14 protein-coding genes and 1 pseudogene are annotated in these 23,570 nt (G+C 74.7%); 7 read left to right on the top strand and 8 right to left on the bottom strand.

All coding sequences use genetic code 11. From position 1 onward, the window contains the following. Positions 1-131 (bottom strand): TerD family protein (locus ACH4DX_RS21055; protein WP_398156243.1); only part of this gene is annotated, 131 nt, incomplete at its 3' end. A 62-nt stretch (positions 132-193) separates the two neighbouring features. On the opposite strand from ACH4DX_RS21055, the gene ACH4DX_RS21050 reads away from it, so the two are divergent. After that, positions 194-379 (top strand): hypothetical protein, encoded by a 186-nt coding sequence (locus ACH4DX_RS21050; protein WP_398156214.1) that lies wholly within the window; start codon positions 194-196, stop codon positions 377-379. Between the two features lie 232 nt (positions 380-611). On the opposite strand, the gene ACH4DX_RS21045 is transcribed toward ACH4DX_RS21050, so the two are convergent. After that, positions 612-902: a helix-turn-helix transcriptional regulator gene (locus ACH4DX_RS21045; RefSeq protein WP_398156242.1), complete on the bottom strand. Its 291-nt coding sequence runs from the start codon at positions 900-902 to the stop codon at positions 612-614. 602 nt (positions 903-1,504) lie between these two features. On the opposite strand from ACH4DX_RS21045, the gene ACH4DX_RS21040 reads away from it, so the two are divergent. Beyond that, on the top strand, positions 1,505-1,948 hold the full coding sequence (locus tag ACH4DX_RS21040; protein ID WP_398156213.1) for a hypothetical protein: 444 nt from the start codon (positions 1,505-1,507) through the stop codon (positions 1,946-1,948). Between the two features lie 740 nt (positions 1,949-2,688). On the opposite strand, the pseudogene ACH4DX_RS21035 reads toward ACH4DX_RS21040, so the two are convergent. Continuing rightward, a pseudogene (locus ACH4DX_RS21035) lies at positions 2,689-3,384 on the bottom strand (AAA family ATPase); the annotation flags it as partial. 875 nt (positions 3,385-4,259) lie between these two features. Here ACH4DX_RS21035 and ACH4DX_RS21030 point away from each other — a divergent pair. Both ACH4DX_RS21030 and ACH4DX_RS21025 read left to right on the top strand, forming a co-directional pair. Beyond that, positions 4,260-7,418, top strand: coding sequence for an amidohydrolase family protein (locus tag ACH4DX_RS21030; RefSeq protein WP_398156212.1), 3,159 nt, complete (start codon positions 4,260-4,262; stop codon positions 7,416-7,418). 136 nt (positions 7,419-7,554) lie between these two features. Then, on the top strand, positions 7,555-11,085 hold the full coding sequence (locus ACH4DX_RS21025; protein ID WP_398156211.1) for a S8 family serine peptidase: 3,531 nt from the start codon (positions 7,555-7,557) through the stop codon (positions 11,083-11,085). Positions 11,086-11,307: 222 nt separating this feature from the next. Here the strand turns inward: ACH4DX_RS21025 and ACH4DX_RS21020 are convergent, their stop codons facing one another. From ACH4DX_RS21020 to ACH4DX_RS21010, 3 genes are all read right to left on the bottom strand, one after another. After that, positions 11,308-11,862: a hypothetical protein gene (locus ACH4DX_RS21020; protein WP_398123278.1), complete on the bottom strand. Its 555-nt coding sequence runs from the start codon at positions 11,860-11,862 to the stop codon at positions 11,308-11,310. Positions 11,863-12,010: 148 nt separating this feature from the next. Further along, entirely contained in the window at positions 12,011-13,375 is a 1,365-nt protein-coding gene (locus tag ACH4DX_RS21015) for an FAD-dependent oxidoreductase (RefSeq protein ID WP_398156210.1), read from the bottom strand. Positions 13,376-13,540: 165 nt separating this feature from the next. Then, positions 13,541-14,284, bottom strand: a complete 744-nt coding sequence (locus tag ACH4DX_RS21010) for a DUF305 domain-containing protein (protein WP_398156209.1) — start codon at positions 14,282-14,284, stop codon at positions 13,541-13,543. 184 nt (positions 14,285-14,468) lie between these two features. Between ACH4DX_RS21010 and ACH4DX_RS21005 the strand changes: the two genes are divergently transcribed. Beyond that, positions 14,469-15,980: an LVIVD repeat-containing protein gene (locus tag ACH4DX_RS21005; RefSeq protein ID WP_398123281.1), complete on the top strand. Its 1,512-nt coding sequence runs from the start codon at positions 14,469-14,471 to the stop codon at positions 15,978-15,980. Positions 15,981-16,056: 76 nt separating this feature from the next. On the opposite strand, the gene ACH4DX_RS21000 is transcribed toward ACH4DX_RS21005, so the two are convergent. Both ACH4DX_RS21000 and ACH4DX_RS20995 read right to left on the bottom strand, forming a co-directional pair. Then, positions 16,057-16,734, bottom strand: a complete 678-nt coding sequence (locus ACH4DX_RS21000; protein WP_398156208.1) for a S1 family peptidase — start codon at positions 16,732-16,734, stop codon at positions 16,057-16,059. Positions 16,735-16,869: 135 nt separating this feature from the next. After that, complete coding sequence (locus ACH4DX_RS20995) at positions 16,870-19,743, bottom strand: hypothetical protein (RefSeq protein WP_398156207.1); 2,874 nt, start codon at positions 19,741-19,743, stop codon at positions 16,870-16,872. A gap of 196 nt (positions 19,744-19,939) precedes the next feature. On the opposite strand from ACH4DX_RS20995, the gene ACH4DX_RS20990 reads away from it, so the two are divergent. Both ACH4DX_RS20990 and ACH4DX_RS20985 read left to right on the top strand, forming a co-directional pair. After that, positions 19,940-22,492, top strand: coding sequence for a sensor histidine kinase (locus ACH4DX_RS20990; RefSeq protein WP_398156206.1), 2,553 nt, complete (start codon positions 19,940-19,942; stop codon positions 22,490-22,492). Positions 22,493-22,870: 378 nt separating this feature from the next. Beyond that, positions 22,871-23,539 (top strand): response regulator, encoded by a 669-nt coding sequence (locus tag ACH4DX_RS20985; protein WP_398123285.1) that lies wholly within the window; start codon positions 22,871-22,873, stop codon positions 23,537-23,539. The last annotated feature ends 31 nt before the right edge of the window (positions 23,540-23,570 follow it).

The raw sequence follows: 23,570 nt of genomic DNA, 5'->3' as shown, positions 1-23,570 counted from the left end.
GACGCGTCCAGGTCGTAGTCGGTGCCCGTCGTGGTCCGCACGTCCCAGCCGAGGCCCACCAGTACGGCCGTCAGACCCGGCGCCTCCTTGCTCAGTGAAACGTTGCCGCCCTTGGACAGGGAAACTCCCACTGCTACACCCTCCGTTGTCGTCGTGTCCCGCATGAAGATCGTGTCCTGCATAAAGGTCCTGCATGAAGTGTGACGCACGCGCGCGCGTGCGTCGCGTACGCGTCGTCCTCCGCAAGGACGCCCGGCACGGCCCCCCGGTTGCTCGCCTCGGGGAACCGTACGCCCGCCGACCGGTGCCCGTCGATGTGCCGCCGCTCGGCGACGGCGCACGCGTCCGCGTCACCGCCGAGCTGTCGGCGGACTCCTAACCGGCCGACCGCAACCGGAAGACCGTGGGCTCGGTCCTGCGTTCGGCGCCCGGGACGACCACCGCGCGCGACGTCGACGGAGGCGCGCGCCGGTCGCCTCCCTCGTGTCGCCGCAGACGGTGGCCGAACTCACCGCGGAGGCGGCAGCGATGCCGTCCGGCCCGGCCCGTCGTCGGCGGTGTCGATGTGGTCCCGCCCGGCCCGCCGCCGGGCGGCGTCGATGCCGTCCCGCTCACCCCACCGACGGCGACGTCACACGCGGTCCGAGGCGCCGCACGAGCCCGATCCGGGAGCTGCTGCCGAGCTTCGCGTAGGTGTGGCCGAGGTGGTACTCGATGGTCTTGACGCTCAGCGCGAGCGTGGTGGCGATCTGGCGGTTGGTGAGGCCCTGCGCCGCGAGGCGCGCGACCGCGAGTTCCTGCGATGTGAGCGCCCCGTCCAGACCGTCGTCCGCGGCGCCCCGGTCCCGTTCGCCGGCCGCCGGGTCCGGGGCGGCGCGGCCGCAGGCGGTCAGCTCCCGCACGCACTGCGCCCGGTAGGGCCGCGCGCCGAGTTCCGTCAGTGTGGTGTACGCGGCCTGCAACCGGGCGATCGCCAGGGACCTGCGGCCGGTGCGGCGCAGGAACGCGCCGTGGTCGAGCTGCACGCGGGCCCGCCCGAACGGCAGCGGCACCTGCGCCGCGTGGTCCTGCGCCCGTGCGAACGCCGCCTGCGCGCGCTGCGGGGTGCTGCGCGGCGGCCAGATTGCCCCGGACCCGGTCGGCCGCCGCGAGCGACGCGTGCCGGCCCCGCGTCCGCGTCCGGTCCTCGAACGGGGCGAGCACCGCGTCCGCCTCGCCGAGCTCGCTTAGCTGGACGAGGGCGTCGACGAGCAGCGGCTGCCAGTCCACCACGCCCGGCTCGTTCACCCCGTCCTGCTCCGCGAACCGCAGCAGCGGGCGGAGCGCCTCCACGACCTCCTGGGGCTCACCGCGGGCCTCCGCGAAACACGCCCGCGCGCGCACCGCGTACGCGAAGGCGACGGGCGTCTCGGCGCCGCCGGGCACCTCGAGCGCGGTCCGCAGATGCTCCGCCGCGCGCTCCCACGCGCCGCGCGCGGACAGGATCTGGGCGGCGACGCCGTGCGTGACCGGCTTGAGCCACGACTGGTCGGTGTCGTCGGCGATGGAGGCGGCCGACTCGGCGTGGATCAGCGCCTCGTCCCACTGCCTGAGACGGTGCATGCTCTGGGCGAGCGCGGAGGCGGAGAGCAGCCGCAGCGGCACCGTGGTCGTGCGGCAGTTGGCGACGGCACCCATGAGGTCCCTGCGCGCCCCGTGCAGATCGTCCGACCACAGCCGCAACTGGCCGCTGGCGAGCAGCAGGTCGATGCTCTTCAGCGGTACGACCATGGGCTCCAGCAGGTCGCCTGCGAGCGCGATGCCGTCCTCGGCGCGGCCGCTCAGGCCGAGGGCGATGAGGTGGTTGAAGCGCAGCATGCGGCTCGGGCCCTGCGCGGTGGACAGGCGCTGCGCCCGCTCGGCCCACCGCGCGGCCACCGCCGCGCGCCCGCACATCACGGCGGCGTAGCTCAGCTGCTCGGCCGCGCGCGCCGCGAGGGACGGATCGCGCTCCCGGTCGCACTGCTTCCAGGCGTCCACCAGAAGCGCCCAGGCCTCCTCCGTACGGCCCTGCACCCGTGCCACATAGCCGCGTACGTAGCCGCGCAGCGCCGGGTCCGAGCCCTCGGGGAGCCCGCCCGCGAGTTCGGCGGCGTCCTGGACCCGGCCGTCGAGCAGCAGCGCCTCCACGGCCTCCACGGCGAGGCGGTCCCGCTCCCGCGGGCTCGTGGCCGCGCGCGACGCGTGCCGCAGATGCGTGCCCGCGACGGCCCACTGCCCGGTGGCGGCCTCGCGGCGCGCACAGGCCGCCAGGGCCTCGGCCGGCTGCTCGTCGGGCCCGGTGGCGGCGAGCACGCGGTGGCGCAGCCGGGTGTACTCGTCGTCGACCAGTTCGGCGGCCCGCGTGTGCAGGGCGGCATGCTGGGCGGGGCCGATGTCCTGATGGACCGCCGCGTACACCAGCGGGTGCGGGAAGGCGACCTCGGCGGCGACCCCGGCGGCCGTCCTCCCGCAGCAGGCCTGCCCGTACGGTCCGTTCGAGGGCGGGCAGCGGCTGGGCCACGCGGGCGAGCCGGGCGGCGCCGCCGAGCCGGCAGGAGAGCCCGAGCACGCTCACCGCCTGCACCAGGCGCTGCGCGCTCGGACCACACCCGGCGAGGTTGGCGAGGACCAGCATGGCGTACGAACGCGGCGCGGGCAGCGGCGTCGTCACGTCGAGGAGCACGGCGGACGGCACCTGGTCGAGGCGGGCGCGGGCGTGCAGCGGGTTGCCGTGGGTGTGCTCGCGCAGGCGCAGCGACGCGGAGTGGGGGAGGCGGGCCACGCCGAGGCGGGTGCTGAGGGCGGACAGGTCGCGGGCGGCGAGTCCGTCGAGGGCGAGGCGGCGGGTGCGGGCGTCGGTGAGCAGCCTGCGCAGTCCCTCCGGCAGCTCGGGCACCTGGGGATCGCGCAGCGCGACGATCGCGAGGATCGGCCGTGGCGCAGCCTGCGCAGCGCGAACGTGAGCGCGTTCAGGGACTCGGGGTCCGACCAGTGCGCGTCATCCACGACCAGGACCACGGGCCCCTTGCCCTGCACCTCGCTCAGCAGGTCGAGGAGGCCGAATCCGGCGGCGAGCGGCGGCAGGTTCGCGTGCGGCGACTGCGGTGCGCGGACGAGTCCGGCCAGGGTCTCGGGCACCGGCAGCGGACTCTGTCCGACGAGCTGGGCGAGCACCCCGCACGGCAGCGCGCTCTCGTTCTCCTCGCCGCTGGTGTGCAGCACCCAGGTGCCGTGCACCGAGTCGAGGAACCGGCGCACCAGCGCCGTCTTGCCGATGCCGCCGGGCCCTTCGAGCAGGACGAGGCGGGATGTGCCCGTGCACACGTCCGCGAAGTCCTGTTGCAGCGCGTGCAGTTCACGGGCGCGCCCGCAGAACGCGTCCGTGGGCGCGGGGGGAGTGGAAGAGGTCGAGCCGCTCGTCCTGCGGTGTCATCGCCGCCCCCGCGCGTCGGCACCCGCCGCGGATGACCGGAATGAGCCGGTGACCCGTGCCGGACGCATGGAACATGGCCAGGACACCACGATGCTGGGCGACCCGCGTTCCGCACAAGGCGAATTCCGCCCTCCGCCCGCGCCGGTCGGCCGGGGTGGCGCATGCGGGGCCAGGGCGGCGTGCGGTCGGCGCCCGGCGGCTCCGGGCGCGAGGGCAGGTCCGGGCACGCGCCGTCCTCGAGCGGTGGTTCGAGCAGCGAGAGGAGCTCCAGCCAGCCGTGGAAGGGCTGCGGGCTCGCGCAGCTCCCGGACGCGACGCTCCCGCACACGCGATCCTGGTCGAGGTGCACCTCGATGACGTAGCGCACAACGCCTTCCGGGGGCCGGCCCAGGGCGTGAGCCGTGTCGCATGACGATGCCCCCCAGCGTAGGAGCGGCCGCCCCGGCGCCGCGTCGGTGCCGCACCTGGGGAAGACCCAGGGGTGGAGGCGCAGTTGCCGTCGCGACCGCGGTGACCGGGGACACAGGCGGTGTTGCCCGGTGCCGCGCGGTGCGCGAGTGTTCCTGCCATGGACCGTGACCACGACCACGCCTCCCCCGCACCCCCCGCTTCCCCCTCGCCCACACCCTCCGCTTCTCCCCCCACCTCCGCCTCCGCTTCCCCCTCGGCTTCCGCTTCCGCCTCCGCTTCCCCCTCGGCCTCCTCTCCCCTCCCGGCTCCCCTCCCGACGAGCCCCTCCGACTCCGGGGTCTCCTCGCCGCCCCCGTCCGGGCCCCTGCCTCAGCTGTCCCGCCGTCAGCTGCTCGTGGCCGCGGGCGCCGCCGGTGCCGTCGGTGCCGCCGGTGCGGTGACGGCGGCGGGTACACCGGCCGCCGCCGCGGCGCGGGAGACCGCCGGGGTGCCGCTGTCCTTCACCGCGGCCACCAACGGCTCCGCGACCCTCTCGCCCGCGGGGGACCGCCTGATCGCCGAGGTGCAGCACGTCCTGTGGTCCACGGCGCGCACCGGCGGCACGGCCACGCCCCTCACCGAACCCGGCCTGGAACCCAACCGGCCGGTGTACGCCCCGGACGGCCGCCTCGTCGCGTTCTGCGCCTACCAGGGCGGCAACTTCCACCTCTGGACCATGCGCCCGGACGGCTCCGACCTGCGGCAGCGCACCGAAGGCCCCTGGGACGACCGCGGCCCCGCCTGGTCGCCCGACGGCACCCGCATCGCCTACTCCTCCGAACGCGGCGGCGACCCGGTGCAGGGCAGCCCCTACCGCATCCACGTCCTCGACCTGCGCACCGGCGAACAGACCCCGGTGACCGGGCTGCCCGGCCAGGAAGGACCCCACCAGGAAGGCCCCTGGGAGGACTTCGACCCCGCCTGGACTCCGGACGGGAAACGGATTCTGTTCGTCCGGGCGAAGGCGGTCACGGCGCCCACCGGCCCGTCCCTGGAGGCCCGCACCGTCGCCGCCGTCCCCGCCGACGGCACGGGCCCGGTCGTGGTGGAACACACCGAGACCGAGAAGGCCCAGGTCATGACGCCCGCCCCGGCCCCCGACGGCCGCCGTCTCGCCTACCTGCGCACCACACCCTCGCCCGCGGCGTCCTGCACGCTCGTCGTCGACGGCAAGCGCGTCGCCGTCGCCGGGGACATCGCCCCGGTGCCGCCGCGCTGGACCAAGGACGGCGAACTGCTGCTCACGGTCGACGGCCGCTTCACCCTCGTACGCCCCGAGGATCCCGGCGCCGCCACCGAGTTGCCCTTCGAGGGCGTGCTGACCGTGGACCGGCCGCGCCACCGGGTCAAGGAGTACGACCTCGGACTCGCCGGGGGGCGGGCGCGGCCGGTCCGTGGCATCCACCTGCCCGCCCTGGCCCCGGACGGCCGCAGCATCGCCTTCGCCGCACTCAACGCGCTCTGGCTCGCGGACACGTCCGGGAGGAAGGCACCGCGACGGCTGCGCCGTGCCGAGCCCACGGGCTACCTCCTCGGGCCGAGCTGGGCCCGCGACGGGCGCTCCCTGGTGTACGCCGACGACCGGGACGGGCTGCTCGGCGTCTACCGGCGCGACCTCGCCACCGGCAAGGAGACCGCGCTCGCGACGGGCGGCCGCGTGCACCCGGCCCTGTCGCCCGACGGGGAGCGGCTCGCCTGCCTGGACATGACGGGGCGGCTCGTCGTACGGGACCTGGCGGCGGGCACCGAACGCGTACTCGCGGAGCCGCTCGGCGGCGGCGGGCTGCCCGGACGGCCGAGCTGGTCGCCCGACGGCCGCCGTATCGCCCTGTGCGACCGCAACCGCCTGAACCTGCGCTTCCGCGAGGGCTACAACCTGGTCCGCGTCGTCGACGCCACGACCGGCGCCGCCCGGCTGCACGCCGCCGGACCGCACACCTCACTCGCCGACCGCTACGACTCCGGGCCCGTCTGGTCGCCGGACGGCCGCTGGATGGCGGTGATCGTCGAGTCGGCGCTCTGCCTGCTGCCCGTCACGCCCGAGGGCACCCCGCGCGGCGAACTGCGCACCCTCACCACGGAACCGGCCGACCACCCCACCTGGTCCGGCGACTCCAGGACGCTCCTGTACCTGTCGGGTGCCCGCCTCCGGCTCGTCGGCGTCGACGGCGGCCCGGCCCGCACCGTACGCGTCCCCCTCGACCAGCGCAGGCCCGCGCCCGCCGACACGGTGGTGCACGCGGGACGGCTGTGGGACGGCACCGGGGACACGGTCAGGGAGGACGTCGACATCGTCGTACGCGGCGGTCGCATCGCCGCCGTCGAACCGCACCGCGCCTCCCGCAGGGGCGGCCGCAGGCACATCGACGCCTCCGGCCGCACGGTCCTGCCAGGTCTGTGGGACACCCACACCCACCCCTGGCAGAGCACCTACGGCGGCCGCCAGACCGCGGGCCAGCTGACGTACGGGATCACCACCGCCGTCTCCCTCGGCGGCTTCGCCCACGAGCAGGCCCGCATCCGGGAGGCCGTCGCCACCGGACAGCTCGCGGGACCCCGCCTGCTGAGCACCGGCGAGCTCCTCGACGGCGGCCGCGTCGCGTACAGCATGGGTCGCGCGCACCGCACCCGCGCGGGTCTGCGCCGCTCACTGGAGCGGGGCGAGCAGCTCGACTGGGACTTCGTCAAGACCTACGTACGGGCGCCGGGCTGGGTGATGGAGGAGGCGGCCAGGTTCGCCCACGAGCGCCTCGGGGTGCGTGCGGGCAGTCACTTCCTGTCGCCCGGCATCCAGTCGGGACAGGACCTGACGACCCATCTGCAAGCCACCCAGCGCGCCGAGTACGGACACGCCACCACCGCGTCCGGGCGCTCCTACGACGACGTCCTGGAGATCTACAGCGCGCGGGGAGCGCGGTTCGCGATGATCGCCACGCCGTTCACGTCCTCGCCGCTCCTCGGCGCCGACCCGGCACTCGCCGACGACCCCCGGGTCACGGCCGTGATGCCGCCGTGGGACGCCGCCCAGGTGCGCAAGGGGGCCGGGGAGCCCCCGACCCCGGACCAGCTGGCCACCCTGCGCAGGGAGACCGATGTCTACCGGCGTGTCCTCGCCGCGGGCGGCATCGTCGCGCTCGGCACCGACCAGCCGCTCGTACCGGTAGGCCTGTCCCTGCACCTGGGCCTGCGCGCCCTGCACCGCGGCGGCCTCTCCCCGGTCGAGGCGCTGCGCACCGTGACCGTGCTGCCCGCGCGGCTCTTCGGTGTCGCGGACGAGCTCGGCACCGTGGAGCGCGGCAGGATCGCCGACCTCACCGTGGTGGACGGCGACCCGTTCACCGACTTCAGCACGCTGGTGCGGACGGTGTCGGTACTGCGCGGCGGCGTCGCCCACGACACCGACGACCTCGTGGCGGCGTTCCCGGAGCCGCCGCGCCGCGCGGGCGAGGGCGGTGACTGGCTGGAGGTGGGGCGCCTGATGCGGCGGGGCGGGTGCTGCGATCCGGGGGTGTAGGCGACGACCGGCAGCCCGGCCCCGGCACGGAACATCTCGACCGGTACTTCGCCCCCCGGAGAACCGGACGTCACCTTGATCGCGTGTAATAGGCGGCACATCAGTACATCAGCACATCTAAAGACAGGCATATCGGGTGGCAGTCATATCGAGGGTGGGGGCGGCGGCGGTGGCCGCCGTGGCGTCCGGAGCACTGGTCGCGGGGGTGGCCGTGGCCGCGCCCGGGACCGGGCCGGACCGGACCGCGGGCGCGGAGCCGGGCACGAGCACGGGGGCCAGGGGCACAGCAGGGGCCGAGGACGGCAGGACGGCGACCGTCACCCTGATCACCGGTGACCGCGTGGTCGTCGGCGTGGGGAACCGAGGGGCTGACGGCAAAGAAGCTCACGGCAGGAAGGCTGACGGCAAGAAAGCCGGCGGCGGGAATGCCGACGGCACGAAGGGCGACGGCAAGGAAGCCCGCGGCAAGAAGGCGGCGTACACGGAGGTCGTCCGGCTGGTCCGCGGCCCAGGCCGTGAGCAGGTGGCGATCTCGGTGCGGCGCGAGGCCGGGCACGTGTTCGTCGTGCCGCAGGACGCGCAGGAGCTGATCGACGCGGGCAGCCTCGACCGGCGGCTCTTCGACGTCACGCGGCTCGTCGAGGACAGGTACGACGACGCGCACCGCGCGTCGCTGCCGCTGATCGTCGGCTACCGCCCCGGGCGGGTGAACGCCCGCACGGCGGGCGGACCCTTCAAGGGCCTGGCCCACGACCGCCGCGCGCTGCCCGCGGTGGGCGGCGAGGCGTTCCGCACCCCCAAGTCACAGGCTTCCGGCCTCTGGTCGGCGCTCACCGGCGGCACGGGCGCGCCGGGCACGACGGGCACGACGGGCGACAGGGGCGCGCGGGAGAGCCGCACGAACGCGCGTACCACCGCCGTACCCGCCGTCTCCCACGTCTGGCTGGACGCCAAGGTCCGCCCCACGCTCGACAAGAGCGTCCCGCAGATCGGCGCTCCCACCATGTGGCGGGCCGGTTGGACCGGCAAGGGAGTCAAGGTCGCCGTCCTGGACACCGGGGTCGACCAGACGCATCCCGACCTCAAGGGCGTCGAGGTCCTGGAGAAGAACTTCACCGACGCGCCCGACGCCAAGGACCGCATGGGCCACGGCACGCACGTCGCCTCGACGATCGCGGGCACCGGCGCGAAGTCCGGCGGCAAGTACAAGGGCGTGGCGCCCGGCGTGCGGGTCCTCGACGGCAAGGTCATCTCCGAGGAGGAGGGCGGCGGCACCGACTCCAGCATCGCCGCCGGCATGCAGTGGGCCGTCGACAACGACGCCAAGATCGTCAACATGAGCCTCGGCAGCCTGGACACCCCGGGCACGGAGCCCCTCGAGGAGGCCGTCACCCGGCTCTCCGACAAGGCGCTCTTCGTCGTCGCCGCGGGCAACGACGGCCCCGAACCGGGCACCTTGAACGCTCCCGGCAGCGCCCCCGAGGCCCTCACCGCCGGTTCCGTCGACAAGAACGACGAGATCGCGTGGGGCTCCAGCCGCGGTCCGAACGCGGACGGGGTGACCAAGCCGGACATCACCGCGCCCGGTGTCGACATCACCGCCGCTGCCTCCTCGCAGGCCCCCGACCAGGGCGGGACCGACGGCTACATCTCCATGTCGGGTACGTCGATGGCGACCCCGCACGTGGCCGGGTCCGCCGCCATGCTCCTCCAGGAGCACCCCAAGTGGACCGGCCGGCAGCTCAAGGCCGTGCTGACCGGTTCGGCGAAGCCCCATCCGAAACTCACCGCGCACCAGCAGGGGGCGGGCCGCGTCGACCTGACGCGCGCCGTCTCCGCGTCCGTCGTCTCCTCGCCGGGATCGCTCTCCTTCGGGACGCAGCCCTGGCCGCACACCGACGACAAGCCGGTCGCCAAGACCCTCACGTACCGCAACTACGGCACCGAGCCCGTCACGCTCGCGCTGTCCGCCACCGCGGTGGACCCCAAGGGCCGACCGGGCCCGGCGGGCATGTTCACCGTCGAGCCGCGCAAGCTCACCGTCCCGGCGGGCGGCTCCGCGAAGACCACGGTCACGGCGGACACCCGGCTCGGCACCGCCGACGGCGTCCACGGCGGCACCGTGCTGGCCTCGGGTGACGGCCAGTCCGTGCACACCGGGATCGTCGTGGACCGCGAGGTCGAGAGTTACGACGTCACGCTGAAGCACCTCGACATCAACGGCGCCGACTCGACCCACTACGTCACCACGCTCACCGACCGCGCGACGCAGAAGAAGTTCACGGCCCCGTTCCGTACCGGCCCGGCCACCGTGCGGCTCCCCAAGGGCACCTACGTCCTGGAGAGTTCCGTCTACGGGCCGACCACGACCTTCGCCGTCTTCGTCCAGCCGAAGCTGAAGGTGGGCGCCGACCAGGCGATCACGCTGGACACCCGCAAGGCCAAGCCGGTCGCCGTCACCGCCCCCGACCGCGGTGCGCGCCTCACGACGTCGAACATCGGCTACGAGGACCAGGCCGCCGGGATCGCGGCCAACTGGAGCCTCACCGGCACAACCGTCATCCGCACCGCCGGGCTCGGCACCGCATCCTCCTCGTCGCCGACGTTCCACGCCCAGTACATCGGTGCCTTCCGGGCCCCGGGGGCGGCGGGCGGCAGGACCGACTACCGGCTGGCCTTCGGGCGCACCGGCAGCTGGTTCCCCGGCCTCGCCCGCGCCGTGACCAAGGCGGAGCTCGCCGAGGTGAAGTTCGGCCTCGGCGCGTCCGTCACCGGCAGGAAGGGCACGTTCTCCGCCACCCCCTCCGACAGGAACGGCAACGGGCCCGCTCTCGCCCCGACGAGCGAGCTGAAGCTCCCGGCCTCCGGCACCAGCTACCTCAACACCAAGGACCTGCGCTGGGCCTGGTCCATGGCACAGCTCGACGACGCGGGCGAGCCGGCCGCCTCGTACGACAAGGACCCGGTCGCGTACAAGGCGGGCAAGCGTTACACGCTGAACTTCAATACCGGTGTCGTGGGCCCCGACCTCGGGGCCGAGGAGGGCCAGGGCGCGCGGCGCGCGGGCAACTCCCTGGACGCGTACGTCAGGCTGTTCAACGACGGCGCGGGGCACGCGGGCGACTCCGCGACGGTCGGCGGCTCCACTCGCCTCGAGTCCGGCGGCCGTACCATCGCCGAGGGCGGGCCCGGCGCGATCTTCGCCGACCTCCCGTCCGCCTCGGCTCGCTACCGGCTGACCACGGAGGCCACACGCGCCGCCAAGGACACCTCCACCAGTACGAAGGTGGGCGTGGCCTGGTCGTTCACCTCGGCGAAGACGTCCGGTGAGGAGCCCACCGAGCTGCCGCTTTCCACGGTCCGCCTCGCGCCGAAACTGGCCCTGAACGGGACGGCCCCGGCGGGCGGCGCCCTGACCGTGCCGCTGAAGGTGGCGGGCGCCGCGGCCGCCGACGGCAGGATCGCCACGCTGACCGTCAAGGTCTCCTACGACGGCGGCAGGACGTGGAAGGCGGTCACCGTCACGAAGGACGCGAAGGGTGCGCGCTCGGCGAGCGTGCGGCACCCGGCGACGGCCAAGGCCGTGTCGTACCGCGTGTACCTCAAGGACACCTCGGGCAACACGATGACCGAGACGATCACCAACGCCTACCGGCTCGCCCCGTGACGGGCGTGCGTGACGGGACGGGCGGGGAAACCGTGCGGCTCGCCGAGGCGGCGGCGGAACGGTAGCCCCGGTCCGAGCCGGTGACGTTCGCCGCGCTCCCGCTCGTGGAGCTGCGGGGGCGGGCGGACGCACCGGCCCGACGAGGGCGGTGGCGGGTTCGGGGTTCCCCCATCCCGTCCGGTACACGAACCCGCGGGCCGACGGGCCGTCGCCGCTGCCGACTCATCGCGTTCTCAGCCCGCGGCTTCCCGCGCGGTTCCTCGCGATGTTGCGGATCTTCCTGCTGCTGCCCGACTCGGCGAGCAGGGCCAGCACCGCGGGCGACGTCGAGCCCTCGGCGAGGGTCCGCTGCATCCAGTCCGTGACGTCCGCCAACTCGGCCGGTGCCGGCACCCGACCGTCCTCGACGGTCAGATGGAACAGCCAGTCGTGGACGCGGCGGCGAATGAACGCGCGGTACCCCTCCGCCCCCAGCCGGTCGACCTCCGGCAGTAGTCCTTCCGACCACTGCCGGAACTCGGCGGGGCCGCTCACCCGCGTCGCGATCCTGTCCACGAGGTCGACCACCGCCGTCTTGGACACGATCTCGACGGGGTCCCGCAGGATCGCGGCCACGATCGCGCGGTCCCGGTCGCGGCTCCGCGAGGAGGCGGTCACCGAGACGACGCGCCGGTAGGCGGACGAGCGCACGTGCTCGTCCGCGACGGCATCGTCCACGTCCACGTCGAGGACGCAGGCCTCCGCGAGCAACTCGGCCACGTCGGAGCGCAACGTCATCTCTCCATCCCTTCCCGCGGGGCCGGACTCCCCTCGGCGGCCATCTTCCTCCAGTGCGCACGCCGCCCCGAACGGAACGGCCCGGCCCGCGGGCGCAGGGGCATCGGGGGCGCCCGCGCCGACGTGCGGGTCCATCCCACCCGTACGCTCAGGCGGCCCCGCCCCGCGCCGCCGACAGCAGCCCCGGCCAGTCCGGGATCTTCACCGAGCCGCGTCCCAGGGACCGCCCGAGTTCCGCCTCGGCGCGTTCGATCGCCAGCCAGCCCGGCCACTCGACGGGCTCCGCGCCGGCGGCCCGCAGCGCGGTGAGGGGCTCTTCCGGCACGTCCCGCGAGGCGAGGGCGGGCGCGTCGGCGAGCAGGGAGAGGGCCGTCTCCTTGGCGCAGGGGCGGTTGGTGCCGATGACGCCGGTGGGCCCGCGCTTGATCCAGCCCGCCACGTACTCGCCGGGCGAGACCGCGCCGTCGCGCAGCACCCGGCCCGCCGTGTGCGGCACCGTGCCCGTGCCCGCGTCGAAGGGCAGCCCGTCCAGGGGCACACCGCGGTACCCGACGGACCTGAGGGCGAGCTGGCCGCGGATGTCCTCGTACGTCCCGGAGCCGGTCACCGAGCCCCGGCCGTCGGGCAGCGTCCGCTCGAAGCGCACCCCGCCCGCCCGTCCCCCCGCGTCGAGGACGGCCACGGGGCGCAGGAAGAACCGCAGCCGGATCCGCCGCGCGAGACCGCGCTCGGCCGCTCCCGCCCAGCCGCGCAGCACCTCCACGTTGCGGCGCACGGCTCCGGGCAGCCCCGAGGGGTCGAGGTAGGCGGGATCGAGTGCCAGCTCGGCCGGGTCGACCAGGACCTCGGTGTCCGGCAGTGAGCCGAGCTCCCGCAGCTCCTTGGTGGTGAACCGCGCCTGGGACGGACCGCGCCTGCCCACCATGTGCACCTCGCGCACCCGGCTGTGGGCGAGCACGTCGAGGGCCTCGTGCGGGATGTCGGTCGGGAGGAGCTCCGCGGCGCCGCGGACCAGCATCCGCGCGACATCCACCGCGACGTTCCCGACGCCGATGACGACCGCCGACTCCACGCCGCGCACGAAGCGGTCGGGCGGCCCCGCACCGTCGGCGGGCACATCGGGATGGGCGCTGTACCAGGACACGAACTCGGTGGCGGAACAGCTCCCCGGCAGATCCTCGCCGGGCACCCCGAGGCGCCGGTCGGTGGCGGCGCCCACGCAGTACACGACCGCGTGGTACATGCCGAGCAGCTGCCCCGGCGACAGTGCCCCGGGGCCGATCCCGACGCCGCCGAGGAACCGCACGCGCTCGTGCTCAAGAACCGCGCGCAAGGTGTTCTGCAAAGACTTGATCTTCTCGTGGTCCGGCGCCACGCCGTACCGCACCAGGCCGTACGGGCACGGCAGTCGGTCGAGCACATCGACCCGCAGCCCCGGTACGAGGTCCTGCTGGACCAGGCTCTGTGCGGTGTAGACCCCGCTCGGACCCGAACCCACGACGGCGACCTGCACGGTGGCACTCCTTCCGCGAGGTGTACCCCCCGGATGCCTGAAGGCCTGGTGTTGCCTGCCCCGCATCAGCATCGCACCCCTGTGCGTCCAGGGGGAGGTGCGCCGCAGCGCGTGTTGGCGGGTGCGGGGTGCCGCCGACCGCGGGGCGCGGGGCCCCGGCCGTGGTCAGCCCATCCCGCGCATCCGGTTGATCTCGCTCGTCTGCTGGGCCACGACGTCGTTGGCCATCTCCTCGACCAGGATGTTGTTGCCCTGGGAGAGCGCGTCGGACGCCATTGTCACCGCGCCGGTGTGGTGGGTGATCATGAGCTTCAGGAAGAGTGCGTCGAAGGCCTCGCCGCGGGCCGCGCGCAACTGCTTCAGCTGCGCGGGCGTGGCCATCCCCGGCATGTCCGCGTGGTCGTGTCCGCCGCCGTCACCGTGCCGCCCGTGCCCCTTCGCCCCGGCGCCCCGCTCGCCCTTCCCGCTCTTCTTGTCCTGGGCCTTCAGCCAGCGCTCCATCGCGCCGATCTCCGGCTTCTGCGCGGCGGTGATGCGGTCCGCGAGGCGCTTCACCTTCGTGGACTCGGCGCGTCCGGGAACGAGTGCCGTCATCTCCAGGGCCTGGCCGTGGTGCGGGATCATCTTCTCGACGTACTCGAAGTCGGCCGAGTTGGGACTGTCGTCGTCGGTTCTCTGCTTCTCCGCCTCCTGCGCGGACAGCGTGGCCGCCGTCTCACCCGGTTTGCCGGGCACGATCACCGAAGGCCCGGGCGTCGACGACGACTTGGCCCCGCCGCCGGAACCCGGATCGGAGCTCGACCCCGAGTCGCAGGCGCCCAGCGCGAGGACGGCGGCCGTCAGGAACACCGTCCCGGCTCCGGCGCGGACGGCGGACGTACGACGTGCGGGAAAGCGACGGTGGGACACGGTGACCTCCTGTGACGGGTGGGGCGGTTGAGTCCGTCCGGGCACGCGGGGGTACGCGATGCGCCTCAACGATCAGTCATGTTCATTACGACCCTGTGTCCGATCTGTTGATCTGTACATGAAAGGCACGATACTGCGGGTGTCCGTGAACCGTTCGTCCTTGGACGGCACTAGGGAGGACACAGTGACCCTGTTGAACGAACCCCGAACACGGCGCAGACAGTGGGGAGTCGCAGCGGCCGCGGCCGGACTGCTCGCCGCACTCCTGACCGCGACGCCCGCGGCGGCGACCCCGGACCCGGGCGACACGCCCAAGGCGCCCAAGAAGGTCTCCAAGAGCGACGCGGCCGACACCAGGGAGGCGATAGCCGACGGCCGGATCCCCGCGCCGGACGAGATAGTCCACTCCGACAACATCGAACACCTCGCGAACATCCCCAAGGACGCGCTGTCCGACACCAACTCGGACCTCGCCTTCCAGGGCAGGTACGCCTTCGCGGGCAACTACGACGGCTTCCGCATCTTCGACATCGGCAACCCGAAGAAGCCGAGGACGGTCTCGCAGGTCCTGTGTCCCGGATCGCAGAACGACATCTCCGTCTCCGGCGACCTGCTGTTCCTGTCGACGGACTCCTCGCGCAGCGACAGCTCCTGCTCGAGCACCACCCAGCCCGCCACGGAGAAGTCCTCCTGGGAGGGCATGAAGGTCTTCGACATCAGCGACAAGAAGAACCCCCGCTACGTCGCCGCCGTCGAGACCGCCTGCGGCTCGCACACCCACACACTGGTCCCCGAGCGCCGCGACGTGTACGTGTACGTCTCCTCGTACGCGCCGAACGCCGCGTTCCCGGACTGCAAGCCGCCGCACGACGGCATCTCCGTCATCAAGGTGCCGCGCAAGGCCCCGCACAAGGCCGCGGTCGTCGGCTTCCCCGTCCTGTTCCCGGGCGAGGGCCCGGACGGCGGCGGCAACCCGGGCGGGCCCACCAACCCGGGTGTCTCCAAGACCACCGGCTGCCACGACCTCACCGTGCTGCCCTCCAAGGACCTCGCGGCGGGCGCGTGCATGGGTGACGGGATCCTGTTCTCCATCAAGGACCCGGAACGCCCGAAGGTCATCGACCGCGTCCAGGACAACGTCAACTTCGCGTTCTGGCACTCGGCGACCTTCAACCAGCGTGCCGACAAGGTCGTGTTCACCGACGAGCTCGGCGGTGGCGGCGGCGCCACCTGCAACGCCGAGATCGGCCCGAACCGCGGCGCCGACGGCATCTACGAGATCAGGGGCAAGGGCAGCAAGTCCAAGCTCGTCTTCAAGAGCTACTACAAGATCCCCCGCCACCAGGCCGACACCGAGAACTGCGTGGCCCACAACGGCTCCCTGATCCCCGTCAAGGGCAAGGACCTCATGGTCCAGGCCTGGTACCAGGGCGGCGTCTCCGTATGGGACTTCACCGACTCCGCGAGGCCCAAGGAGATCGCGTACTTCGAACGCGGACCGATCTCCGCGGACCAGCTCGTCGGCGGCGGCTCCTGGTCGGCGTACTACTACAACGGACACATCTACTCGAACGACATGGTCAAGGGCTTCGACGTCCTGAAGCTCAACGACAAGCGCACCGAGCCCGCGGAGCGGGTGCGGCTGCGCGAGCTCAACGTCCAGACGCAGCCGGAGTACTTCGGCGGGCACCACTGACCGTCACCGGGGGCCTAGGCCCGCTCGGGGCCGCCCGGCAGCAGCCGGGCGGCCCCTTCGCCGTCGGCGGGCGGGGTCAGTGGCCGACCCGGAGCCCGTGCGCGGCGAGGACCGGCGCCACCGGCTGGTGGTAGGTCGTGCCGCCGCTCCCGCAGTTGCCGCTGCCGGCGACGGCGATGCCGAGCGCCGTGCCGCCGTCGAAGGCCGAAGCGCCCGCGTCACCCGGTTCCAGGCACAGGGACGAGCGGAAGAGACCGTGCACGACTCCCTGCGGGTAGGTGACGGAGACGTTCACCGCCTGCACGGTGCCGCAGCGGTGGCCCGTGGTGGGCCCCGACTGGCACACACGCTGCCCGATCGCGGGCTGTGCCGCCCGGTCGATGCGGTGGGGCCGCCCGCCCACGGAGATCTCGCTCGGGTAGGAGTAGTCCGGGTTGGTGTAGCGGACCAGGGCGTAGTCGCTGCCGGGGAACCGGGACACCTCGGTCTCCGCGACGGGCACCGTGAGGCCCGGGTCGGCGAACCAGCGCGTTCGCGTCCCGGCGCAGTGTCCGGGCAGGACGCCGTGGAAGCGGCTGCCGTCGGTCGCGTTGAAGGCCACCGAACAGCGGCCGCCCCCCGAGCTGAAGAGCCGGTCACCGCCGCGTATCACGCCCTGTTCCGCCGGGGCGGCGACCGCGGCGGGGGCGGCCGCGACGGCGAGCGCGGCCAGGGTGCAGGTGAGGGCCTGGAGCAGGATCGTACGAAGCCTCATGACGGGTCCTGTCGGGAAGGCGGGGAAGGCGGAGAAGGCGGAGAAGGCGGGGAAGGCGGGAGGGAACGGGGCGAGCCGTGCGCCATTGTGGCCCGGCCGGGCCCGCATCGCGCCGCGCCCGCAAGTACCGTTACGTCAGCCGCCCTTGACGTACGGAGTAGTGGTGTGTGCCGCCTCCACGTGGAAGGTCGCCGAGTGCGCCGCCGGGGCGTGCGCGTGGTTGAACGCCCGGATCAGGACCGTGTGCCGCCCCGGGCGCAGCCGTGCCGTCGCCGTCAGTCTCCCGTCGGCGGGGTCGAAGCGGTGCGGGACCCGTCTTCCGTCCACCTCGACGGTGATCCGATCCGCGCGCACACCCGACACCGCGTCCCTGACGCGCGCCGAGATCCGCACGGCGGGGCCGCCGGTCCCCGCGCCCGCGGCGGGCGCCACCCGGTCGATCACCGGGGCGAGGGCGGGCTGTCTGCCGGGCCTGCCGCCAGGACGGGAGCGGCGGCGCTGGATGCGGGCGACGGACGGCGGCACGGGCTCGGCGCCGAGCAGGGCGTCGAAGACGAGCGGCAGATCGACGCCCGGACGGACCTCGGCACCGGCGGTGACGGTGAATTCCACGCCGACCCGGCCCCGCGCGGGAACCCGCACCCGGGCCCGCCGAGGCGTCACCGACCAGCCGCCGAAGGCCCGCGGGGCGACCGTCACGGTCTCCGGTGTGCCGTTGAAGTTGTAGACGTCGAGCGTCATGCGCGTCACGGTGCCGAGCCGCTGGCCGAGCGGTGGTTCGGCGTCCCCGTCCGCCTTGCCGGGCGCGGCGTTCGCGGCCGCCCAGCGCTGGCTGAGGACGATGTGCTCAGCGGGCGGGAGGGGGCGGCGCCGCACCCGGTCGTCGCCCGCGGCGGGCCGGGGGCGGCGCGGCGGGGGTGCGTCGGTGACCAGGTAGAGGGGGTCGCGGGACGCGGCGACCCGTACCGTGCCGCGCGCCGAGCGGGGCGGGGCGCCGAGCGCCGCGCCCATGATGTCGTACACCCGTGTCACCGCGTCCGGCACCGGCACGTCCACGTCCCGCGGCTTCGGCGCGCACACCACCGTCACCGTCCGCCCGGCACCGTCCCCGAACACGAACCCCGCCGCGCGCGGCAGCAGCTCCGGCAGCGGCCCCGCGTAGTCGGCCGCACCGAGAAGCCTGGTCAGGGCCGCGTACGCGCTGAACGCGGGCAGCGGCTGGAAGTCGCGGCTGAACAGCGCGAACGACACTCCCTCGTCGGTGCACGGCGGCCCGCAGAACCAGAACTGCCGGTCCGTGCCCGCCGCCAGGCTCTCCACCGTCGACAGGACGAGATAGCGGGCCTGCGTGCGCTGCATCGCCGGGGAGAGGTCCGTGCCGGGTTCGGTCGGCAGGAACGTTCCCGACTCCGTCATCCACAGCGGCAGCGCCACCCCGAACCGGTCCCGCAGCTCCCGCTGGTCGTCCGCCGACGAGGGGAACTCCGGGTCGGTGTCGTCGAGCGGCGGATAGCCGTGGAAACTCCACACGTCCGCGTACCGCGCCACGCCGTTCTGCAACATCAGCTCCTGGAACACGCCCTCCTGCGCGATGCCGGGCAGGACCACCGGCGGGCCGCCCGGCTCGTCCGTGATGCCGAGCGCCGCCGCCTTGACGTACGCGGCGTGCTGGTCGCCGGTGCTCGCGGTGGTGTCCACGTCGGGCTCGTTGGACAGCTGGATCGCGTCCGCCACGACCTTCCTGCCGCGCCCCGCGAGGTGCCTGGCGTAGCGGTAGGCGTCCCGCAGATCGGCGGGCAGCGGCACGGACGTCGGCGTCATCGCCCACTCGGGCGGCGAAGAGACGACTTCGAGGACCTCCAGGTCGTGCTGGTGGAAGACCTCGACGACCGCCTCGTGCAGACTGCTGTCGAACAGCCCGCCCGGCCGGCGCTGGGCCGCCGGCCAGGCACTCCCGTCGCGTACGTGGCCCACGCCCATCGCGGCCGTCGCCGCGGCGAACGCGGGCAGCAGGGGCGGCGGCACCAGGGCGTGCGTGGCGACGTTCACGCCGAAGCGGTTGGCCCGGCCGTGGACGGCCCGGCGCGGGGGCAGGTGCGCGAAGTGGCCGACGACCCGGCCACCGGGCCCCGGGCCGAGGGCCGCCACGGCCCGGTAGTTGCCGGGTGCGAGGACCGGCAGCGGAGCGTCCGCCTCCCGGGCGCGGGCCGGGACGCGCACGGCCCCGGACGCGACCTCCCTGGCGAAGTGGTCGAGGACGCGGTAGGTCACCGTCAGGGCCCGCGGAGCCGCCGCGTTCAACCCGAGGCGCAGCGCGGCCGGGGCCCCGTCGCGGTAGTGGCCGAGGTTGTCGGGCGGGCCAGCGAGCCGCACGGACGTCAGCGCCACGGGGACGGGGGTGAGCGTGAACTCGTCGAGGAGGAAGCGGTATCCGGTCAGGTCGTCGAGGACGGTGGGTCCGTCGACCGTGAACGTGAGGGTGTTGGCGCCCCGGCGCAGTTCGACCTCGCCGAGGGTGAGGCGGGACAGGTCGCCCCACGCCTTCGGGGACTCGTACCAGTACGGCTGGGAGCGGGCGACGGGCCGCGCCGGGCCGTCGTTGACGGTGATGCTGACGTACGAGCCGGTCTCCTCGATGTGCGGTTGCTCCACCGGGACCGTCGCGACCGCCCGCAGCAGATGCGGTCCCGCCTCCGGGACGTCCACGGAGTACGTGGCGTACCAACCGCCGTGCGGGGGCGGCGGTTTCGCGGTGGTGAGGGCGAGGAGCGCGCCCCCGGACGCCCTCGGGTCCCGGGCCGTGGGGATCGTGGTGCGGGCCGCGTCCTCGCCCCGCACGGTGATCACGGAGGTGCCGCCACCCCGAGCGGCGCGCCCGTCGGTGTCGTCCCGCGGGTCGGCGGCGCGACGGTCGCCGGGTGGCGCGGTTCCCGCCGCGGCGGCCGTGACCGTCAGGGAGAGCCCCGCGGCCAGGCCCCCCGCGACTGCTGTGCGTCGGTCGATGCTCATGCGTCAAGCACACCGCGCCCCGGCCCCGACCACGTCCTGCGCGGGCAGGGCCTTGCTCCCGGCCAGGAGGTGCACCTCGTCTCCACCTCAGGGTGGAGGACACCGCCGGTAGGGTCGATGCGTGGGATGGGGAGCGGTGCGTGGGGGGTTGGGCGCGGGGCCGGGTGCGGAGAGGCCGGGCGCGGCGGGGCTGGGCGTGGCGGGAGGCGCGGGGGCGGGTGAACACCTGGGCGGGGTCGACGCGGGGGGCCGGGGGGCCGACGGCGTCGATGTGGTGGGCGGTGGGCGCGGCGGCGTCGACGTGGGAGGCAGGGGGCTCGGTGGCGGTGTCGACGCGGTGAGTGGTGGGCGCGGCGGCGTCGTCGTGGTAGGCCGCGGGCGCGGCGGCGTTGACGTGGTGGGTGGTGGGCGCGGCGGTGTCGACGTGGTGGGTGGTGGGCGCGGCGGCGTCGTCGTGGTAGGCCGCGGGCGCGGCGGCGTCGACGTGGTGGGCCGAGGGCTCAGTGGTGCCGACGCCGTGGTGCCCGCGATGCTGTTGGCGGGGCATTTGCTCGCCGTGTTCCTCTCGGGCGCGCTCACCGAGGGGTCGCCAGCCTTCACCTTCGCGGGGGCGCCCTGGGAGGCCGGGGCCCCGGGCGCGGGCGGCGCCTCCGGGGGCGCCTCGGGTGCGGCCGGCTGGCAGGCACTGGTGGGCGTCCTCGTGCTGGCTGTGGTCGCCGTCGTCCTGACGGAGCGCCGCAGGGCGCCGGTGCCGGTGTTCGCCGTCGCCCTCGTCGCCGACGGCGTCACGGAGGCGTTGCTGCCGCAGCCGGTGGTGACGCCCGGACCGGCCTGCGCGCTGTGGATCGCCCTGTTCTCCCTCGCCACCCACGACTCCGCGCGCCGCGCGCTCGGCGCCGCAATCCTTGCCACTGCGGTCCTGCCGCTGCGCGGGATCCCGCTGCCCGGCATCCAGGACCCGGCGCCGGGGCCGCTGCTCGACGACCTCCTCGCGGGCGCCCTGCTGCACCTGGCGATCGTGCTCTGCGGACGCCTGCGCCACCACCGCACCGCCCGCCGCACGCGGCTCCGCGCCCGCCTCGCCGAGGTGGAGCGCGAACGCCGTGCCGCGGTCGCCGCCGAACGCGAACGCCTGGCCCGGGACCTGCACGACGCTGTCGGTCACCATCTGACGGGCGTCGCCGTGCAGAGCGCCGCCGCTCTCCGCCTCGCCGCCGCCCGGCCCGAACTGGCAGGTCCCGCCCTGGCCGCGGCCGCCGCCACCGGCCGCGACGTCCTCGCCGCCCTGGGGCGCCTGGTGTCCGTCGTGGGCGACGAGACGCCCGACGCCCCGCCCCACGAGTCCGTCCCGCATCTGTGCGCGGGCCTGGAACGCCTCGGCTTCCCCGTCACCCTCACCACCGAGGGCCGCCCGCGCCCCCTGCCGGGCGAGACCGCCGTCGCCGCGTACCGCATCGTCCAGGAATCCCTGACGAACGCCATGCGGTATGCGGCGGGCGCGCCCGTGACGGTGTCCCTGCGCCATGGGCCGGGCGCCGAAGGGGAGTTGCGGGTCGCCGTGGTCAACGGGCGGGTGCCGGGGCGGGCCACCGTGCCGTGCGGGCCGCTGGGCACGGGGCGGGGTCTTGTGGGGATGCGGGAGCGGGCCGAGGGGGTGGGGGGACGGCTGGCCGCGGGGCCGACGGACGACGGGGGCTGGACGGTCGAGGCGACCCTGCCGGTCCCCGGGCCCCGTCCGCGGGCCCGCGCCCGGATCGCGGACGCGGCGGCGTTCGCCCTGTGCGTGGCGCTGCCCCTGCTGCTGTCCGTCGCCCCACCGGACGCCGTCCTGAGGGATCCGGCGCCGCGTCACCTCGCCCTGCTGGCCGTCCTGTTGGCACTTCACGCGGCGCCCCTCCTCATCCGTCGGCGTGCGCCCGCCACGGCCTTGGCCGCCCTGCTCGTGACGGCCCTCGCCTGGTCGGCCACGTGCTCCGCGGGGTGGCTCGACTTCGCCCTGCTCGGCCCGCTCGCCTTCGCGTGGACGGCGGAGCTGATCGCCCTGTACGCGGTCGGGGCGTACGGCCCTGCCCGCGTGACGTGGCCCGCGCCGGTGGCGGTCGGCCTGGCCGGGGGCCTCGCGGTGGGCTTCGCGGTGGCGGGCGACCCCGCGGAGACGGCGGGCCCGGGCGCGGTGCCGCTGCTCGCGGCCCTCGGGCTCGCCGCGGTGCCCTGGCTGCTGCCCGTATGGGCGCTCGGCCTGCTGGCCCGCGCCCGGCGCGGCGAGGGCGGCCCCTGGGAGCGCCGACTCCTCGACGCGGTCGCCGCACGGGTCGGCGACGCGGTGACGGGCGAACGGCGACGCGTCGCCACGGGCCTGCACGCGACGGTCGTCGCCCACACGGTGGCGCTGGTGCACCGGGCCGAGGAGGGTTTGCTCCCGCCCGCCGCCCTTGACGCGGTTCCGCGTCTGCCCGCTGCCTCCGGCGCGGTTCCGTGTCTGCCCTCCGCCCCCGGCGCGGACCCCGTCCTGCCCACCGCCCCCGATGGCAGCCCCGGCCCGGCCGCCGACCCGCGCAAGGCCCTCGCCGCGACCACGGACGCGGCACGCGCGGCCCTGGCGGGCCTGCGGGAGCTGCTGGACGCGCTGGAGGAGCCGGGGGCGACCATGTCCCCGCACCCCCCGCACCCTGGAGGCGGGCCGACGCACGCGGGCAGGAAGCAGACACGCACGGGAGGCGGAGGCGTGAACGAGGCGGGGGAGGCATGACGCGGCGGGGGCGTGACGCGGTGGAGACATGGCGCGGCGGGCGCACGGTGGGGCGGGGCACCATGCAGCGAAGCCATGGCATCGGTGGAGACACGCCGCAGCGGGGTATGACGCGGCGGAGGCATGATGCGGCGGAGGTATGACGCAGCGGGGGCATGGCTCGGTGGAGGCATGGCGCAAAGGCGCACGGCGCAACGGGCGCACGGCCGGGCGGGGTATGACGCGGCGGAGGTATGACGCGACGGGGGCACGACGCAGCGGCGGCATGACGTGGCGGAGGCATGGCTCGGCGGAGACACGGCCCAGCGGGGGGCATAACGCGGCGAAGACACGGCGCAGCAGGCGCACGGCGGAGTGGGGCACGGCGGAGGTGGGCGTATGACGGTGCGGGTGCTCGTGGTGGACGATCAAGCGGTGGTCCGCGCCGGTTTCGCCGCGGTCATCGACGGCGAACCGGACCTGGCCGTGGCGGGCCAGGCCGCGGACGGCGGCGAAGCCGTCGAACGTGCGCGGACGAGCCGCCCGGACGTGGTCCTCATGGACATCCGGATGCCGGGTACGGACGGCCTCACGGCGACGCGTCTGCTTACCACGATGGACCCGCCCGTACGCGTCCTCGTCCTCACCACGTACCGCCGTGACGAGTACGTCTTCACGGCGCTGCGCGGCGGCGCGTCCGGGTTCCTGCTCAAGGACTGCGACCCGCAGGAACTGGTCGACGCCATCCGCACGGTGGCCGCGGGCGAGGCACTCCTCGCCCCCGAGATCACCCGGCGCCTCATCGACGCCTTCGCCACCGGCGCCGTCGCCCCGAGGGCCCGCCCCGACGGCCGTCTGGACGCCCTGACCGGCCGCGAGCGCGACGTCCTGCGCGAGGTGGCACGCGGCTCCAGCAACACCGAGATCGCCGCGACCCTCGGCATCGGCCGCGCCACGGTCAAGTCCCACATGAACGCCCTGCTCGCCAAGTTGTCCCTGCGGGACCGTGCCCAGGCGATCATCTTCGCGTACGAGGTGGGGCTCGCGAGCCCCGGGGACCCGCGGTGAGGGGCGCGCACCGGGCCGATCGGCCGCGGCG

Origin of the sequence: Streptomyces sp. NPDC017940 (assembly GCF_044328435.1) — a bacterium.
Classification (GTDB): Bacteria; Actinomycetota; Actinomycetes; order Streptomycetales; family Streptomycetaceae; genus Streptomyces.
This window is presented reverse-complemented; position numbering and strand designations above follow the sequence as displayed.